Below are 16,274 nucleotides of genomic sequence, written 5' to 3'. Positions count from 1 at the left end.
TGCAGCCACCGGTCGGGAGGCTGCCGACCGCGGGCGGGGTGGTTCCGTCGTAGATGGCCAGCAGGTAGGGCTGCGGGCAGCGGTTGGCGCCGCCCGCGACGATCTCCAGGTGCAGATGCGGGCCGGTCGAGTTGCCGGTACTGCCGGACAGGCCGAGCTGGGTTCCGGCTCCGACCCGGACACCGGATCCGGCGCCGTGCGCGGAGAAGTGGCAGTAGTAGTAGGTGGCTCCGTTGTCGCCGACGACCTCGTAGCCGAGCCCGCAGCGGGCGTTGTTGATCTGGTGGGCGACGCCGGAGTCCACCGCGTACACCGGGGTTCCGGTGCCGACCGGCAGGTCGAGCGCCGGATAGTCGTGGTGCGGGGCGCCGTAGTGGCCGCGGCCGAGCGTGTCGCGCGGGATGGGCAGGGAACTGCCGCCTCCGCCGCCTCCGCCCTGGCCGACGAGGCTCCGCCAGGTGTCCGGGCCGACGATCCCGTCCGCCGTGAGCCCCTGGCGGCCCTGGAAGCCGGTCACCGCGGAGGTGGTTGCCGGCCCGAACTGGCCGTCCACGGCCAGGCCGTAGCCGTGTTTGTTCAACGCCGTCTGCGCGGCGGCCACCGCGTCACCGGTGGAGCCCTGTCGGACGGTGACGATCAGCCCGGGCCACGTCTCGGCGCCGATCACCCCGTCCACGGCGTACCCCTTGGACGCCTGGAAGGCGCGTGTGGCGTTCGCGGTCTCCGCACCGAACGCCCCGTCCGGGGCGATCCCGTGCCCGTGGCTTCGCAGGAGGTACTGGGCGGTGCCGACGTCCGCGCCCGCGGATCCGTTGCTCAGGACCGGCCAGGCCGCGGCGGCACCGGCTTGCGGAGCGAGACCGAACGACATCATCAGGGCCGCGCAGACCGCGGCCAGGACGGCCCAACTTCGGCTGGTTCTTGTTCTCGTCATCAACCCGACCTTCGGCATCGAGGAACATGGGGGGAACCGAAGCTAGCCACGAACTCCCGTACACACATCGCGTGTTCGACCGACCTGTCCCATGAGGACCAGCCGGTACGCAGGGACAACGCCGGTCTTCAGCCGGCTTCGGTATAGTCCGCGGGTCTTCGGAATCCGGCCCGCGCGCAAGCGGACCAACCCAGCCCAGGAGGCGGTGCTCCGATGCCCGCGCAGGCGCCCCACCGCCTGAAGCCGGTGCTTCAGAACCCTGAACCGGACGCAGCGGACGCCACTTCCTGGAGCGGCGGTACCGAGGCGCTGTTCCTGGCCTCCGCACGCCGGCTGGCCGGCCCCGTGCGCGGTGTGACGGTCGTGGTCATCAGCGCCTTCGGCCTTCTCGCGGTGCCGGAGCAGGCGCTGCCCCTGGGGTACGCGCTGTTCGGGCTGATGCTCGCCGGCGCCGCGGTGGACTGCTGGACAGGGCTCACCGGGCGGGCCCCGGTACTGTCGTTGGGCTGTGCCCTCCTGCGCGTCGTAGCCGTCTGCGGCAGTCAGGACGCGCTGGGCGCGGCGACGAGCCTGTGGGCCCTGAACGTGCTGACCACCACGGCGATCACCCTCCAGTGGGAGTGGCCCCCGACGGTGGCCGTGCCCTGCGTCGTGGGGCTTCTCGCCCACGACCTGGCCGTGACCGGCTCCGAGGACGTCGACACGCTCGTGCCACGCCTGGTCTTCGAGTGTTTCCTCGCCCGTCTGGGCTTCATTCTGCTGCGCCGGTCGGGGCGGCGGGTCGACCGGTTGCGCCGCCGCAGTTCGGCACTGGCCCGCGCCGAGGCGCTGGCCCTGGCCCGGCACCGCCAGGAGCGGGAATACCTCGCGCTGCTCCACGACACGGCCGCCTCGACGTTCCTCATGGTGGCGGTTCGCGGCCAGGACGCGAATCCGGACGAGGTCGCCGGGTACGCCCGGCGCGACCTCGCCATACTCACCGGCACGGCGGGCGAGCACCCCGCGCGGGACAGTCCCGTGGACCTGTCGGCCTCTCTGCGTACCGTCCTGGGAAGCAGCCGGATCAACGTCCACGTCCGTGCCGAAGAGGCCGGCGGACCCGTACCCGCCTCGGTGGCCCTGGCCTTCGTCCGTGCGTTGCACGAGGTACTGGCGAACGTGGAGCGGCATGCCCGAACCGACTCGGCCACGCTGAGCGTATGCCGGGACGGGAAGCGCGTCGTCGTCGTGGTGTGCGACGACGGAGTGGGCTTCGACCCGGCCGGGGTACCGCCCACCCGGCGCGGTATCCGCGGCTCGATCACCGAACGGATGGCCGCGGCGGGAGGGTGCGCGACGGTGCGCTCGCAGCCCGGGGCGGGGACGTGCGTACGGCTGGAGTGGCCCGGTGACTGAGCACCGGCGCGGGCCCACCGGGCACGTGTACGCGACGATGCGGATCGTCCTGGTCTGTGCCACGGCCGTCCTGCTGTTCGGCCTGTCCCTGCGCCCGCTGTTGGAGGAGGACTACCGGCACCGGGGCCTGGCCGCGTGCGCCTTCGCCGTCCTGGCCGTCGTCACAAGTGCCTGCTCCTGGTGGGTGTTCAGGCGCAGGCCCCTGCCCGCCGCGCTGACGGTGACGGGCACCCTGCTCGTCCTCGCCGCCGCGACCGCCGCCACCGTGGCGGTCTCCCCCGAGCGGCGTTTCCAGGCACCGGACTGGTCGTTCGGCCTGGCGGGCTGGTACGTCCTGCTGCTGTTGCTGGACCGGGTCCGGCTCCTGGTCACCGTCCTGGCCGCGCACCTGACGATGAGCGCGGGGCTGTTCCTGGTCGCGGGCACGCCCGACCGCGCCGCGCTCGGCACGGCCGGCGCCACCGCCTTCGGCGCGGTCGGCGTGCAGTTGGCCGTCGTCGTGATCACGAGGGTGCTGTGCGGCCGCAGCCGGGAGGCGGCGGAGGCGGCCGAGGAACGCGACCGGCTGCTGACCAGGATGCTCGCGGCGCACCAGTGGCGGGAAAGGCAACGCGACCTGTTCGCCGCACAGATGGGCACGGTTCTGCCGCTGCTCGCCGGCCTGGCCGACGGTGTCACCGACCCGCGCGACGAAGACACCCAGCGGCAGTGCGCCCTGACGGCCACACAGTTGCGCCGCCTCTTCGCGCAGAACGACGACGTACCCGACCCGCTGGTCCACGAGGTCACCGCCTGCGTCGACGTGGCCGAACGACGAGGTGTGGACGTTTCCTTCGCCGTCAGTGGCGCGGCCGTCGAACTTCCCCTCCGCATCCGCCAGGAGCTGACCGGGCCACTGGTGACAGCATTGTCGGCGGCGCGACGGCGTGCCAGGGTGAGTGTGCTGCGTACCGAGGAGGAAGTGCGCATCGCCGTGATCGCCGACGCCGGAACCGTGGCCCCCGCCCCCTCCACCGGGCCGGTCGTCGTCGAATACGGCGGGTACGGGCAATTCCAGCGCTTGGAGACGCGATGGCGGAAGTGACCGGGCTGACCGCGGTCATCATCGACGACCACCCCGCGGTACGGGCCGGAATCGCACAGTGGCTGACGGCGGGCACCCCGCCGATCCGGGTCGCTGCTTCCAGCGAGAACGTCCGGGCCGCCTGGACCGGCGAAGGCGTCACCGCCGACGTGGTGATCCTCGACCTGCACCTGGGCGGACCCGTACCCGCGATGGGCGAGCTGCGCAGACTGACCGAGGCGGGACGGCGGCTCGTCGTCTATTCGATGCGCGCGGACGACGACACCGCTCTGCAGTGCCTGGAGTTGGGGGCGCTCAGCTACCTGACCAAGGCCGAGGGAGCCGAGCATCTCCTGGAGGCGGCCGTGATGGCGGCGGCGGGCCGCGGCTACACCCCGCCCTCGCTGGCAGGCGCGCTGGCCGGCGACCGCTCCGCCACCCGGCCCAGTCTCTCGGCCCGCGAGACCGAGGTGCTGATCGAATGGTTCCAGTCCGAGTCGAAGGCGTTCGTCGGCCAACGCCTCGGCATATCCCCGCACACGGTGAACACCCACCTCGAACACATCCGTGTCAAGTACGCGATGAGCGGCAGACAGGCCCCGACCAAAGCCGCACTCCTGGCGCGGGCGATCCAGGACGGACTGATCGGACTGGACGACCTGTGAGGGAGACCCAAGCGGTCGTCCGGACGGCTTTCGAAGCCAGAAGTGTTCCGGGTCGTGCACCGCGCGCCGTACTCGTGGGCGTTCAACTCGCGGCCCGGGCGTGTGCGTTCCAGGGCACCTGACGGGCTTGCGCCCGGTGCCCTTCTTCATTGCCTAGGAGAAGCCGTCGCTGTCGTGCCGCGCGCGGCGACGGCGTACGACGAGGACGGTGCCCGCGCCCATGACCACCGCCGCGGCGGCCGCGCCCGCGATCGGGAGTGTGGCGGAGGAGGAGCCGGTCGCCGCGAGGTTGCCGCCGGTCGTGGCCGTACCGGCACCGCCGGTTGACGACGACCCACCCGTCGAGCCGGTGGAACCGCCGCTCGAACCGCCCGTCGAGCCCGTGGAACCGCCGCTCGACCCGCCGGTCGAGCCGGAGCCACCGTCCGAGCCGCCCGCAGTACCGCCCGTACCGCCCGGCTCCCCGCCGGTGACCTCCAGCGTGATGGGGGCCGTGTCGTTGCTCTTGTCGGGGTCGAACGGCAGCTTCCTGTTGCTCAACGCCACCGAACCCTTGGCGCCCGCCACCTTCTTGTCGATCTTCAGCTTGAAGGTGAAGGTCGCCGTCTCCAGGTGTTCCTGCGGGCGGGTGGTGAGGCCGCAGTCGTAGACCTTACCCTTGACCTTGCAGTAGAAGTCGGGCTTGACGACCGACGTTCCCGCGGGGAGCGTGACCAGGACGGACGTCCACGGAGTCCCCGGCTTCGACCAGACCCAACCGGGGCCGGTGTTGGTGAAAGTCACCTTCATCGTCACCGTGTCGCCGGGCTTCCCCCGCAACGCCGCGCCCGTCACCTCGTAGTCGGCCGTGTTGACCGACGTGACGGGCACCCTGAACCGGTCCGCGGACCCCGTACCCCCGGCCGGTGACTCGATCAGTTCGATCTCCGGCGCGGTGCCGGGAACCGGGGTGCTGTTCTCGTCCGGTGACGGCTCGTAATCCGTGACGCCCACCCACATCTCGTCGTCGAAGGCGTGCTTCTCGGCCTTGACGGCGAACGGCTTCTGGGGCTTGTAGGCGACGCCCGGCTTCACCGCCTGGTCGAACGCGCATATCGCGATCCACCGCTCGGGCATCTCGTCGTACGCACCGACGTACTGCTTCACGCAGTTGGAAGGCACCTCCGGGAAGGCGAGACCCCGGGTGGCGGTGTACTTGATCCACACCTTGTCGACGGTCGTGGTGCCGTTGTTCACCACGGTGACCGGCAGATCGACCGGGCTCCCCGGCTTCACTCCGGTGATCGGCTTGATGTCTCCGAGGGCCAGGGAGGGCGGCGCCTCGTCGCCCACGGCGGCGGGGGCGGCGCCCAGGGCGACGAGCCCGGCGGCACCGAGGGTGGCGACGGCGGAACGGGAGACGCGGCGTCGGTACGGCGGGGTCGGCATTGCGGAATCCTCTGTCGGGACATGCTGAACGGGAGGTGTCTTTCAGCGGAACGGCCAACTGCTAACCCCTAGACACCTACCGGCCCCGAACAGTTGCACGTGTCGTGCCGGACGGTCGGCTCAGTGGCCGCGCGGGGCATACATGATGACCGCCATCCCGGCGAGGCAGACCAGGGCGCCGATCACATCGAAGCGGTCCGGGCGGTAACCGTCGGCGACCATGCCCCACGCGATCGACCCGGCGACGAAGATCCCGCCGTACGCGGCGAGGATCCGGCCGAAGTTCTCATCGTGCTGGAAGGTGGCCATCACCCCGTACAAACCGAGCGCGATGACGCCGGCACCGATCCAGATCCACCCCTTGTGCTCGCGGATGCCCTGCCAGACGAGCCAGGCGCCCCCGATTTCGAACAACGCGGCAACGGCGAACAGGGCGATGGAGCGGGCGACGAGCATGGCGGGGACTTTCCGGAGAAGGGGTTAGGCCCTGTCCGGCGGATCTTCGGGGATCAGCCCGGGGCGTCTGGTGCGGTGCATCGCAAGGCGGAGGATCGTGCTCGTACTGGACGTACTTGGACGAGTCCGACAACGCGGCGAGGTGCCGTGCCAGGCGCTCCGGGCCCCCGAAGATCCGCCGGACAGGGCCTAGCGGGCGGAACGGGGACACGCCGTCAGGCGGCCGGCCCGAACAGGTCGGCAAGCAGCCGGGCACCGTCAGCCGGCGCACGGACCTCCAAGTGCAGACGCGGGCCGTCGAGATGAAGCCGGAAGTCGAAGAACGGACAGCAACGCTGCTCCGCCGCCGCCAGCTCCGCCACCCGCGTCGTCCGCTCGACCGGCAGCGTCAGCCGCAGCCCTTCCGGCACCGAGGTCCGTACGGCGCCGTCGACCACCTCGCGCCACTGGACGGTCCGCTCGTGCAATCCGTCGCCGGTCAGGGAGCAGGCCACCGGAGCCGTCCGCCATCGCTCCGCCTCCGCCTCGGCCACCTGGTGGCTCGGTGCGAGCCGCACGTCGACCGGCCGTGAACCAACGGCGGTGGCCGGGGCCGACGGGGAGAGGAAGCCGCACTCGGGATTGCACGGGCTTGCACGGTCGGGCAGAGCGTTCAAGTGCTCCAGGGCGGTGTGCAGGGAGGCGGTGAACGCGGCGAGCCCGGCGGCGCGGGACTCGGCCTCGGTCAGGCGGGCGGCGATCCGCACCCGCAGGTCGGCCTTCACGTCCCGACAGGCGCCCGCTTCCCACACCCCGAGCAGCTCGCCGATCTCCCCGAGCGCCAGCCCCAGGTGCTTGGCCGCGCCGATGAACGCCAGCCGCTCGACGGCGGCTTCGCCGTACACGCGGTAGCCGGCCGAGGTCCGGTCGGCGGGCAGCAGCCCCGCGGTGTCGTAGAACCGCAGGGTGGTGGCCGGAACGCCGGAACGTTCGGCGAGCTTCGAGATCCGCATGGTGCCCATACACGCGACCGTAGACCTTCGACCCAGGTCGAAGGTCAAGCCGGAACCTACGCTCCCCGTCCACCGGCAGCGACAGGCACAGGCCCACCGGGACACCACCGAGGGCCACGGGCCGAACTGGTTCAGGCCCGGCGGCAGACTCTCCCGACCAGGGTCTGCCAGCTGTCCCCGAGCGGGCGGGCGCGCCGCTCGAAGGCGGCGTCGGCCTCGGCGCCCGGTTCGGGACCGGCCCCCGGCAGCGCCAGGAAGATCATGAAAGGGCCTTCGAGGGCGCTGGTGAGCTGGATGGTCAGGCTGTCCAGGTCGGCGACGCCGGTGCCCGCCTGGCCGAGCAGCATGCGGATATGGGCCTGGGTGAAGGCACTGCCACCCTCGGCGGGGACAGCCCGGTGGTGGTCCAGGGCGGAGCGGACGATCGTGATGTGGCCGGTGAGGAAGGCGATGCGGGCCCGGCCGTAGGCGACCAGCCGCTCCAGGGGGCTCGCGCCGGGGCCGAGCGGAGGCGGGCCGGCCAGGACCTCGCGCTGGAAGGCGTGCTCGTCGTCGTCGAGCAGGGCGTGGAAGATGCCGGCGCGGGTGCCGAAGCGGCGGTAGACGGTGCCTTTGCCCAGACCGGCGCCTTCGGCGAGGCCGTCCATGGTGACCTTGTCCGCCCCCAGCTCGGCAACCATCTCGCGGGCCACCGCCAGGAGCTGCTCCCGGTTGCGGGCTGCGTCGGCGCGCTCGGCGCGCGGCCGTCCGAGAGACAGGGGCGTTCGATCCATGCGGCAAATCTATCCCCGCTTCACGATCTGTCCGGGCGGGCGGAATATAAGCGGGGTGAAGTCCGCTTATGCTGTCCGAGGCTTCGCCACCGGCTCCTCGCCCCGGGCGCCGCACCTTCCGGCGCGACGCTCGGTACGCGGTGGCCCGTGCCGGGCCGCGTCCCGTCCCCTCCCGTCGAACGAAATCGGACTCCGACATGAATGTCTTCCTCTGGATCCTGCAGGCCCTGCTCGCCGCAGGGATGCTCGCCGCCGGCGGCGGCAAGCTCGCCCAGCCCTACGAGAAGACCGCCGAGTCGATGCCCTGGGCGAAAAGCTTCAGCGCGGGCCAGGTCAAGACCATCGCCGCACTGGAGGTGGTGGCCGCGCTCGGCCTGATCCTCCCGGCCGCGACAGGCATCGCCACCGTCCTCACGCCGCTCGCGGCCGTCGGTGTCGCGCTGATCATGATCGGCGCGGTGATCACCCACGCCCGCCGCGGCGAATGGCCGAACGTCGGCGTCAACATCGTCCTGCTCGCCGTCGCCGTCGTGATCGCCTGGGGCCGCTTCGGCCCGTACGCCTGGTAAGCGCCCGCAGGCAGCCACCCCCTGTCCAGTCCCTCCTCCGAAACGGAGCCCGCCATGTCCGCCGTCACGCTCGACGTCCTCTTCGGCCTCGACACCTTCGGCGACGTCCCCCAGGACGACCAGGGCCGTCCCGTCTCCCACGCCCGCGCGATCCGGCAGGTGGTGGACGAGGCCGTGCTCGCCGACTCCATCGGGGTCGACGCGCTCGCGCTCGGCGAGCACCACCGGCCCGAGTACGCCGTCTCCACACCCGAGACGGTGCTGGCGGGCATCGCCACCCGTACCGAGCGGATCCGGCTCGCCTCCGGCGTCACCGTGCTCAGCTCGGACGATCCGGTCCGCGTCCACCAGCGGTTCTCGACGCTGGACGCGCTCTCCAACGGACGCGCCGAAGTCATCCTGGGCCGGGGCTCGTTCACCGAGTCGTTCCCGCTGTTCGGCTACGACCTGGCCGACTACGACGTGCTCTTCGAGGAGAAGCTGAACCTGTTCGTCCAGTTGCTGGAGGAGAAGCCGGTCACCTGGGAGGGCTCCCAGCGGCCCGCGCTGCGGAACGCGGACGTCTTCCCCAAGACCGAGTCCGGGCGCCTGCCCACCTGGGTCGGTGTCGGCGGCTCCCCGCAGTCGGTGATCCGCACCGCGCGCTACGGGCTGCCGCTCATGCTCGCGATCATCGGTGGCGGCCCGTCCCGCTTCACCCGCTACACCGACCTCTACCGGCGCGCCGCCGAGCAGTTCGGGACCACCGCGCACCCGGTCGGCATGCACTCCCCGGGGTTCGTCGCCGACACCGACGAAGAGGCCCGCGCCCTGCACTGGCCGCACTACAAGATCGTCCGTGACACGATCGGGGCCCTGCGCGGCTGGCCGCCGGTCACCCGGAGCGAGTACGAGACCGAGGTCGAACACGGCTCGATGTACGTCGGCTCCCCCCGGACCGTCGCCCGCAAGATGGCCGCCGTCATCAAGCAACTCGGCGTCGGCCGGTTCGACCTCGTCTACACCAGCGGCGCCCAGCCGGTCAGCGCCCGGCTGCGGGCGGTCGAGCTGTACGGCACCGAGGTCATCCCGATGGTCCGCGAACTGCTGGCCGACTGAACGCGGTTGACCACAGCGAAGGAGTACGCAATGAGCACTCGCCCTCTCGCGACGATCGGCATCCTGGGCGCGGGGAAGGTCGGCACGGTGCTGGCCCGCCTTGCCGTCGCGACCGGCCACCGGGTCCGGATCGCGGGCTCGGGCGCACCGGAGGACATCGCCCTCACCGTGGAGGTTCTCGCCCCGGGCGCCGAGCCCGTCACCGCCGAACGGGCCGCCGCCGAGGCGGACCTCGTCATCCTCGCCCTGCCCCTCGGCAAATACCGCGGCGTCCCGGTCGAGGCACTGCGCGGCAAGCTCGTCGTCGACGCGATGAACTACTGGTGGGAGGTGGACGGAATCCGCGACGACCTCACCGACCCGACCATCTCCACCAGCGAACTCGTCCAGGCCCACCTGCCCGGCTCCCGCGTCGTGAAAGCCTTCAACCACATGGGCTACCACGACCTGGAGGACGGCGCCCGCCCCGATCTGACCACGGGGGCGCCCGGCCGCCGCGCCATCGCCGTCGCCGGAGACGCCCCCGAGGCCGTGGCCACCGTCACCGCGCTGGTGGACGCCCTCGGCTTCGATCCGGTCGAGGCCGGAGCGCTCGCCGAAGGGGTACGCATGGAGCCCGGCACCCCGGTCTTCGGCGCGAACACCCCGGCACCTCAACTGCGCGAGCTGCTGCGGCAGTTCCCGGACTCCGAGCGCGGCCGGGCGGTGGCGACCTCGCGTGCCGCCGCCTGACGGCCGGCGGCCATTGACGGCTCCACCGCGCACGCTTACGTTGCCCTCACCGTGGGCCGGACATGTGCCGGTCATGACGGATTCCGGGGACATGGGGGCAGGGCGATGAAGGCAGTGCTCCAGGAGCGGTTCGGGCCGCCGGACATCCTGCGGCTGGGGGAAGTCGACCGGCCCCGGGCCGGGGCCGGCCAGGTGCTGGTACGTGTGCACGCCGCCGCGCTCAACCCCTACGACTGGCACATGATGCGCGGCGACCCCTACGCGGCGCGACTGATGGGCGGGATGGGGCTGACCCGGCCGAAGCAGCGGGTGGCCGGCATCGACGCGGCCGGAGTGGTGGAGGCTGTCGGCGCCGGCGCGGAAGGGCTCCGGCCCGGCACCCCGGTACTGGGTTTCTGCGCGGGGGCGTTCGCCGAATACGCGTGCGCCGAGGCGGAGTTGCTGGTGCCCAAGCCCGAGCGTCTGTCCTTCGAGGAGGCGGCGGCCACGCCGATGGCAGCGGTGACCGCTCTGCGCGGCATCCGGACGGTGGGCCGGGTCCGGGCCGGGCAGCGGGTACTGGTCAACGGGGCGGGCGGCGGCGTGGGCACCTTCGCCGTACAGATCGCGGCCGGCCTGGACGCGGAGGTCACCGGGGTGTGCAGCGCCGGCAGCGCCGCGACGGTGCGCTCGCTGGGCGCCACGCACGTCATCGACCACCGTCGCGAGGACTTCACCGAAAGACGCACTCGCTACGACGTGATCCTGGACAACGTGGGCAACCTCCCGCTCGGCCGCCTGCGTGGGGCGCTCACCCCGACCGGAGTGCTGGTCGCCAACGGCGGCGGTTCACCCGGCCGCGTGTTCGGGGCGATCGGCTCCATGCTGAAACTGGCCGCGGTCAACACGGCCACCCGGCACAGCCTGCGCCCGATCATCCCGGCGACCCCGAGCGGTCCGGCCCAAGAAGATCTGCTCGCCGTGACCGCGCTCATCAACGCGGGTCAGGTCACCCCTGTGGTCGGCCGGACCTACCCCCTGACCGACACGGCCGAGGCCATGCGGCACATGGAGGAAGGTCACTCCCGCGGCAAGACCGTGATCACGGTGCACTGACGCACTGACGCACTGACGCACGGCCCGCGGCCCCATTGGCTCAGGGCAGGTGCTTGCGCACTTCGGACCATGCGACGAGCTGGTCCCTGTCGGGTCCCGGCGGCAGGTGGTCCAGGAGCCGGTCCAGGTGGGCGGTCCGGTTCTTGTGGCGGCGAAGGTCACCGATGCGCTCGATCGGGAGGTCACGCCAGCGCGCGGACAGCGCGACGACCTGACCGGGATCGAGGGTGAGTGCCGCGAGTGTGTCGGCGGCGAGGGCTTCGGGATCCCACGGGGAATCGGCGGCAGGGCCGAGCTGATCGATGATCCAGGCGCGTAGCGCGAAGTTCTGGCAGATCTTCCGGTTGTGACTCCACGGGACGTCGCCGGGGAGACGTTCATTGGCGTTCAAGGCCAGCTCGGCCCAGCGCAGGCGGGCCTGCTGCGGCTCGTCGGACCGGTAGGCGTGAGACTGCGCGACGACTCTGATTCGCTCCAGTTCTTGGCCCTGTTGTGTGGTCGTGAAGGCTTCGAGTCGGTCGACCGTCCAGGTGCTGAGGTCCCGGATCGGCCGGTCGTGGCGTGCGTCGTCGTCGCTCAATCCTCGTCCTCGCGGGAGGCTGTGACTTCCATTGTCGTAGCGCTGTTATATTAGCGCTGTGACATCTTCGGACCCTACCGTCCTACCCGACCCCTGGCACTCCCTGCACGAGCTTCTGGCGACCATGGACGCCGAGATCGAACAGGTCTACACCGAGCGTGGCATCAAGGGGGTACGGCCACGCTTCGCCTATCCGCTGATCCGGCTCGCCCACACCGGACCGCTGACCATCCGCGAGCTCGCCGAGTCCCTGAACCGCTCGCACTCCGCCATCAGCCAGACCGTCAACGCCATGCGCGGGGAGGATCTGGTCACCTCCGAGCCGGGGACCGACGGCCGTACCCGGCGGATCGGACTGACCGAGCGCGGGCGGTCGCTCATCCCGTTCCTGGAGGCCGAGTGGCGCGCCACCCACGCGACGGTCGCCGAACTGGACGGCGAGATCCCGTACGCGCTGACCGCCGTTGTCGAGGACCTGCGGCGGGCACTGGCGCACCGGTCGATTCGGCAGCGGATCCTCGCCCGCCTGGTCGAGCCACCGCGATGAGGTGCCGTGTCCGGTTCCTCGACACCCGCCCCCTGCGCGACAGCCGGCCGTTTCGCGACCTGTGGATCGGCACCCTGGCCTCCCAACTCGGCGCGCAGACAGCGACTGTGGCAGTGCTGGCCCAGGTCTGGGACCTGACCGGCAGCCCGGTGGGCACCGGCGCGATCGGACTCGCGACCGGCCTGCCGATGGTGCTGTTCGGGCTGCTCGGCGGCACGCTGGCCGACACCGTCGACCGGATCGCGCTGGTGCGGGTCTCCACCGCAGGCCAACTGCTGGCCGCCGGAGCCCTGTTCGCCCAGGCGCTGGCGGACAACCGGGACGTACTCCTGCTGCTCGCCCTGGTCGCCCTGCAGAGCGCCTGCGGCGCGCTCGGCGCTCCTGCCCGGCGTACCCTCCCGGTCCGGTTGCTGCCGGCCGACCAGGTCGCGGCCGGGCTCGCGCTGACCAACGTCTCCTTCCAGGCGGCGATGCTGGCCGGCCCCGCGATGGCCGGGCTCGTCATCGCCCGCTGGGGTTTCCCCGCCGCCTACGCCGTGCAGGGCGTGACCGTCGCGGTCTCGATGCTCACGGTCTTCCGCCTCCCCGCCATGAAACCCGGGCGCACCGACGCCTCGGGCACCGGACGCCGCCCTCAGCGCGGCGGCTGGCGGATCGTCCTGCGCCGCCCGACGCTGTGGGGAACGATGGCCACCGACCTCTCCGCGACGCTGCTCGCCATGCCGGTCGCGCTCTTCCCGCTGGTCAACGAGAACCGCTTCGGCGGCGATCCGCAGACCCTCGGCCTGTTCCTCTCGGCCGTCGCGGTGGGGGGAATCGCCGCCGGCCTGCTCTCCGGCACGGTGACGCGCCTGTCCCGTGCCGGACTCGTACAGCTGACCGCCGCCGGCGTCTGGGGCCTGGCGCTGGCCGTGTTCGGGCTGGCCGGGCCGCTGTGGCTGGCGCTCGGCGCTCTGGCCGTGGCCGGCGCCGCGGACTCCGTGTCGGTCGTCACCCGCAACGCCCTGGTCCAACTGGAGACCCCGGACGCCTACCGGGGGCGGGTTTCCTCCGTGGAACACGTCATCGGCGTCGCGGGCCCCGAACTCGGCAACCTCCGCGGTGGACTTGTGGCGTCGGCGACCTCCGCCTCCTTCTCCCTGGTCGCCGGTGGACTGTCCGCCGTCCTGGCGATCGCCGTCGTGGCCGCGACGAACCCCTCCCTCCGCGCCTACCGGACGCCCCCTGCCGTCGCGCAGCCGATCGCCCCCGGGGTCGCCGAGGCGGCGGCCGCCGGTTAGATTCCTGGGCGCCGTCGCGGGAGCCGGCGCCGCGACGCTCGCGCCCGGGGAGATTTCGGGTCAATTCCCTGCGGAGAGGCGGACGTTCGCGGTCGAATACAGGTATGTCTCCTACGCCTGTCCGTCGCCCGCGATTACGCCGCCGCACCCCCCGGCCCGCTCCCCGGCGGCCCGCAGGGAGGCCGGGGGCCGCCACCGCGCCTCAGGGAGGGCTCGACTGGGCGCGGCGGATCGAACTGGTGTCGGTCCTGCTCGCGTCGCTCGTGGCGGTGGCCGGTCTCTGGTACTCCAGCGTCCAGACGCGGCAGGCGAACCAGCAGGCGCGGGACGACAGGGCGCTGGCGAAGGAGGGGCAGATAACCGACCGGTACACCGCGGCGGTGGGGAACCTCGGCGAGGACAAGATGGACATACGGTTGGGCGGCATCTACGCCTTGCAGCGGATCATGCAGGACTCCACCCGTGACCAGTCCACCATCGCCAACGTCCTCGCCACCTACGTCCGTACCCACGCGGTCAAGCCCCCGGCGAAGTACAGGAGCGTCCCGGAGGACATCCATGCCGCTCTCATCGTCCTGACCACGCGCGAGACGGCCCACGACGCCGGCTTCCGCCTGGACCTGCGCGGTGCCAGGCTCCAACAGGTCGAACTCGCCCCCGTGCACGGGGCACCAGGGGCGGCGCTGGCCGGTGCCGATCTGCGTGCCGTCGACCTGAACCACTCGATCCTGGACAACGCCGACCTGAGCGGGGCGGATCTCAGCGGCGCGAACCTGAACGGTGCGAGCGTTCTCCACGCGGACCTGCGCCAGGCGGACCTGGGCAACGCCGATCTGCACTACGCGAATCTGTCCGAGGCGGACCTGTCCGACACGAACCTCTTCGGTGTGAACCTGTCCCGTGCCCAGATGTTCGACGCGGATCTCTCCGGCGCGGAACTCTTCGCCGCCGAGTTGTCCGACGCGGTCCTGTCCGGTGCGGACTTGTCCGGCGCGGACCTCAAGGACGTGGACCTGGATGGCGTCGCGCTACTGGACACGAACTTGTCGGGGGCGAATCTGGCGGGCGCGGACCTGCGCGGCGCGCGGCATCTGACGAAGGAACAACTGAACTCGGCACGCGTCGACGGCAAGACCCGGCTCCCCGCCTCGCTCTCGTGACCCCGGCCCCGTGCCGGCGCCGGAGAGGGAACGCGCCCGGCCGGGGTCTCGTAAGGCGGGACCGTATGGAGTGCTTCGGGCCGGCCGGGCGTTGTTCTGGTCGGTGGGGGCCGCGTGGCTCCGGAGGGTGCGGCGTCGTCCTCGTGGTCCCCGTTTCGACCGCCGGGCCCGGCCGGATGCCGGGGCGGCGGTCAGTGGGTCAGGTTCAGCACCACGGGGGGATGCCGTTGATGTTCTCGACATAGCGGGCGGAGACCCAGCCGCCGTTCTTCAGCAGGTACCAGCGGGGATTGCCGTCCACGACCTCGCCGTTGGTCTTGCACTTGATGTCGACGACGGTGCCGTACGGGATCGAGCGGATCGGCTTGTACTTCGTGTTCGGGGTCTTGCGTACGTTGAGCGCCGGGTGGGCGATGACCCGGCCCCTGTAGACGACGGCCGCGGCGGCCTGGTCGGTCTGCGCGGTGTAGGAGGCCGGTCCGGTGCCCGCCGGGTGGTCGGCGGCGACGGCGGGGGCGGCGAGTGCGGTGCCGGCCAGCAGGACCCCGGCGAGCACGGAGACGATCCCGTGCCCGGTGTGCGATGCGCTCATGGCGATGTCCTCGTTTTGTCGGTGAGCATCCGGGGACTCCCCGGTTGCGACACCTTCATGGCACAGGTGAGGCGCGGCGGGGCCTTGTTCCCGCGCAGGAAACGCCGAGTCCCACCCGGATGGGCGCGCGGACCGGGGGCCGCGGCCGAGTCAGTGCGACAGGAGCTGCTGGCCGCCGTCGATGTCGTACGTCGCGCCCGTCAGCGCCTCGTTGCGCATGATGTGCACGGCGAGCGCGGCCACGTCCTGCGGGCCGACGACCCGTCGGATGGGGAGCGAGGCGCGGAGTTCCTCTCGCCTCGCTTCGAGCTCATCACCCAGGAGCGAGGCCGACAACGGTGTGTCGACGAATCCGGCGGCGATGAGGTTCACCCGGATCGGGGCGAGTTCGAGTGCCAGGCTCGCCGTGATGGCCGGGAGCGCCGCCGTCAGCGCCGAGGTGACCGTCATCCCCTTGGCGGGACGCCGGGCGCCGGTGCCACCGATGAACAGCAGTGTTCCCGCGTCCCGGACCCTGCCCCGGCTGTACTTGGCCGTCCCGAGCGTCATGGCGAGGCGTTCGCCGAAGTGCCGGCTGGTCCGCGCCAGGTCCATCTCCGACAGGGGCGCGTACGACGGTCCGCCGGCCGTCGATATGACGTGGTCGACCGGGCCGGGCAGTTCGCTGAAGAACTGTTCGAGACGGTCGGTGTCGGTCGCGTCGAGCGACATGGTGCTCAGCGGCTGGATCTCCGCCGCAGCTCGTTCCAGTCGCCGCTGATCCCGTCCGACCATGACGACCTGGCCGCCGCCCGCGCGGACTTGACGAGCGGTTTCGAGCCCGATTCCCGAACTCGCGCCTATCACCACGACGGTCTGGTCGGCCAACTCCTGGTGCTGGTTCGGCTTGTTGCCCGTCATCAGTGCCTCCCATGA

Annotated in this window: 18 protein-coding genes; 10 read left to right on the top strand and 8 right to left on the bottom strand. The window is 71.6% G+C overall.

The window, feature by feature from the left end:
• The coding region (locus GXP76_RS10410; RefSeq protein WP_242571175.1) for a peptidoglycan-binding protein at nucleotides 1-934 on the bottom strand (934 nt) is incomplete at its 3' end.
• 213 nt (nucleotides 935-1,147) lie between these two features.
• Between GXP76_RS10410 and GXP76_RS10405 the strand changes: the two genes are divergently transcribed.
• From GXP76_RS10405 to GXP76_RS10395, 3 genes are read left to right on the top strand one after another with little or no spacing between them, the layout of a single operon-like run.
• The gene (locus GXP76_RS10405; RefSeq protein WP_242571174.1) at nucleotides 1,148-2,329 is read left to right on the top strand and encodes a sensor histidine kinase; all 1,182 of its coding nucleotides are present in this window, start codon (nucleotides 1,148-1,150) and stop codon (nucleotides 2,327-2,329) included.
• The gene (locus tag GXP76_RS10400; protein WP_242571173.1) at nucleotides 2,322-3,413 is read left to right on the top strand and encodes a hypothetical protein; all 1,092 of its coding nucleotides are present in this window, start codon (nucleotides 2,322-2,324) and stop codon (nucleotides 3,411-3,413) included. The genes GXP76_RS10405 and GXP76_RS10400 overlap by 8 nt, the downstream gene beginning before the upstream one ends.
• Entirely contained in the window at nucleotides 3,401-4,057 is a 657-nt protein-coding gene (locus tag GXP76_RS10395) for a response regulator transcription factor (RefSeq protein ID WP_242571172.1), read from the top strand. Before GXP76_RS10400 ends, GXP76_RS10395 begins: the two co-directional genes overlap by 13 nt.
• Nucleotides 4,058-4,210: 153 nt before the next feature.
• Here GXP76_RS10395 and GXP76_RS10390 read toward each other — a convergent pair whose 3' ends face one another.
• The 4 genes from GXP76_RS10390 to GXP76_RS10375 all read right to left on the bottom strand — a co-directional run bounded on the left by GXP76_RS10390 (nucleotide 4,211) and on the right by GXP76_RS10375 (nucleotide 7,706).
• Nucleotides 4,211-5,485: an LAETG motif-containing sortase-dependent surface protein gene (locus tag GXP76_RS10390; protein ID WP_242571171.1), complete on the bottom strand. Its 1,275-nt coding sequence runs from the start codon at nucleotides 5,483-5,485 to the stop codon at nucleotides 4,211-4,213.
• A gap of 120 nt (nucleotides 5,486-5,605) precedes the next feature.
• Nucleotides 5,606-5,941 carry a YnfA family protein gene (locus GXP76_RS10385; RefSeq protein WP_242571170.1) on the bottom strand — a complete coding sequence of 112 codons (336 nt, stop codon included), beginning with the start codon at nucleotides 5,939-5,941 and terminating at the stop codon, nucleotides 5,606-5,608.
• A gap of 215 nt (nucleotides 5,942-6,156) precedes the next feature.
• A complete protein-coding gene (locus tag GXP76_RS10380) occupies nucleotides 6,157-6,942 on the bottom strand; it encodes a MerR family transcriptional regulator (RefSeq protein ID WP_242571169.1) in 786 nt (261 codons plus the stop codon).
• Nucleotides 6,943-7,064: 122 nt separating this feature from the next.
• On the bottom strand, nucleotides 7,065-7,706 hold the full coding sequence (locus GXP76_RS10375; protein ID WP_242571168.1) for a TetR/AcrR family transcriptional regulator: 642 nt from the start codon (nucleotides 7,704-7,706) through the stop codon (nucleotides 7,065-7,067).
• Between the two features lie 197 nt (nucleotides 7,707-7,903).
• Between GXP76_RS10375 and GXP76_RS10370 the strand changes: the two genes are divergently transcribed.
• The 4 genes from GXP76_RS10370 to GXP76_RS10355 all read left to right on the top strand — a co-directional run bounded on the left by GXP76_RS10370 (nucleotide 7,904) and on the right by GXP76_RS10355 (nucleotide 11,200).
• On the top strand, nucleotides 7,904-8,275 hold the full coding sequence (locus GXP76_RS10370; protein ID WP_242571167.1) for a DoxX family protein: 372 nt from the start codon (nucleotides 7,904-7,906) through the stop codon (nucleotides 8,273-8,275).
• Between the two features lie 54 nt (nucleotides 8,276-8,329).
• Nucleotides 8,330-9,373 carry an LLM class flavin-dependent oxidoreductase gene (locus GXP76_RS10365; RefSeq protein ID WP_242571166.1) on the top strand — a complete coding sequence of 348 codons (1,044 nt, stop codon included), beginning with the start codon at nucleotides 8,330-8,332 and terminating at the stop codon, nucleotides 9,371-9,373.
• A gap of 30 nt (nucleotides 9,374-9,403) precedes the next feature.
• Nucleotides 9,404-10,105: an NADPH-dependent F420 reductase gene (locus GXP76_RS10360; protein ID WP_242571165.1), complete on the top strand. Its 702-nt coding sequence runs from the start codon at nucleotides 9,404-9,406 to the stop codon at nucleotides 10,103-10,105.
• Between the two features lie 105 nt (nucleotides 10,106-10,210).
• Nucleotides 10,211-11,200: an NAD(P)-dependent alcohol dehydrogenase gene (locus GXP76_RS10355; protein WP_242571164.1), complete on the top strand. Its 990-nt coding sequence runs from the start codon at nucleotides 10,211-10,213 to the stop codon at nucleotides 11,198-11,200.
• A 40-nt stretch (nucleotides 11,201-11,240) separates the two neighbouring features.
• Here GXP76_RS10355 and GXP76_RS10350 read toward each other — a convergent pair whose 3' ends face one another.
• On the bottom strand, nucleotides 11,241-11,780 hold the full coding sequence (locus tag GXP76_RS10350) for a hypothetical protein (RefSeq protein WP_242571163.1): 540 nt from the start codon (nucleotides 11,778-11,780) through the stop codon (nucleotides 11,241-11,243).
• Between the two features lie 58 nt (nucleotides 11,781-11,838).
• Between GXP76_RS10350 and GXP76_RS10345 the strand changes: the two genes are divergently transcribed.
• The 3 genes from GXP76_RS10345 (at nucleotide 11,839) to GXP76_RS10335 (ending at nucleotide 14,767) form a co-directional block, all read left to right on the top strand.
• Nucleotides 11,839-12,327: a MarR family winged helix-turn-helix transcriptional regulator gene (locus GXP76_RS10345; RefSeq protein WP_242571162.1), complete on the top strand. Its 489-nt coding sequence runs from the start codon at nucleotides 11,839-11,841 to the stop codon at nucleotides 12,325-12,327.
• Nucleotides 12,324-13,607, top strand: a complete 1,284-nt coding sequence (locus GXP76_RS10340) for an MFS transporter (RefSeq protein WP_242571161.1) — start codon at nucleotides 12,324-12,326, stop codon at nucleotides 13,605-13,607. Before GXP76_RS10345 ends, GXP76_RS10340 begins: the two co-directional genes overlap by 4 nt.
• Nucleotides 13,608-13,846: 239 nt before the next feature.
• Complete coding sequence (locus GXP76_RS10335; protein ID WP_242571160.1) at nucleotides 13,847-14,767, top strand: pentapeptide repeat-containing protein; 921 nt, start codon at nucleotides 13,847-13,849, stop codon at nucleotides 14,765-14,767.
• Between the two features lie 205 nt (nucleotides 14,768-14,972).
• Here GXP76_RS10335 and GXP76_RS10330 read toward each other — a convergent pair whose 3' ends face one another.
• Both GXP76_RS10330 and GXP76_RS10325 read right to left on the bottom strand, forming a co-directional pair.
• The gene (locus tag GXP76_RS10330) at nucleotides 14,973-15,359 is read right to left on the bottom strand and encodes an SH3 domain-containing protein (protein ID WP_242571159.1); all 387 of its coding nucleotides are present in this window, start codon (nucleotides 15,357-15,359) and stop codon (nucleotides 14,973-14,975) included.
• A 150-nt stretch (nucleotides 15,360-15,509) separates the two neighbouring features.
• The gene (locus GXP76_RS10325; protein ID WP_242571158.1) at nucleotides 15,510-16,259 is read right to left on the bottom strand and encodes an SDR family oxidoreductase; all 750 of its coding nucleotides are present in this window, start codon (nucleotides 16,257-16,259) and stop codon (nucleotides 15,510-15,512) included.
• Between the last annotated feature and the right edge of the window lie 15 nt (nucleotides 16,260-16,274).

Source organism: Streptomyces sp. NP-1717, from assembly GCF_022695985.1.
Taxonomy (GTDB): Bacteria; Actinomycetota; Actinomycetes; order Streptomycetales; family Streptomycetaceae; genus Streptomyces.
The sequence above is the reverse complement of the archived record's forward strand: the minus strand, read 5'-3'. Positions and strand labels throughout refer to the sequence as shown.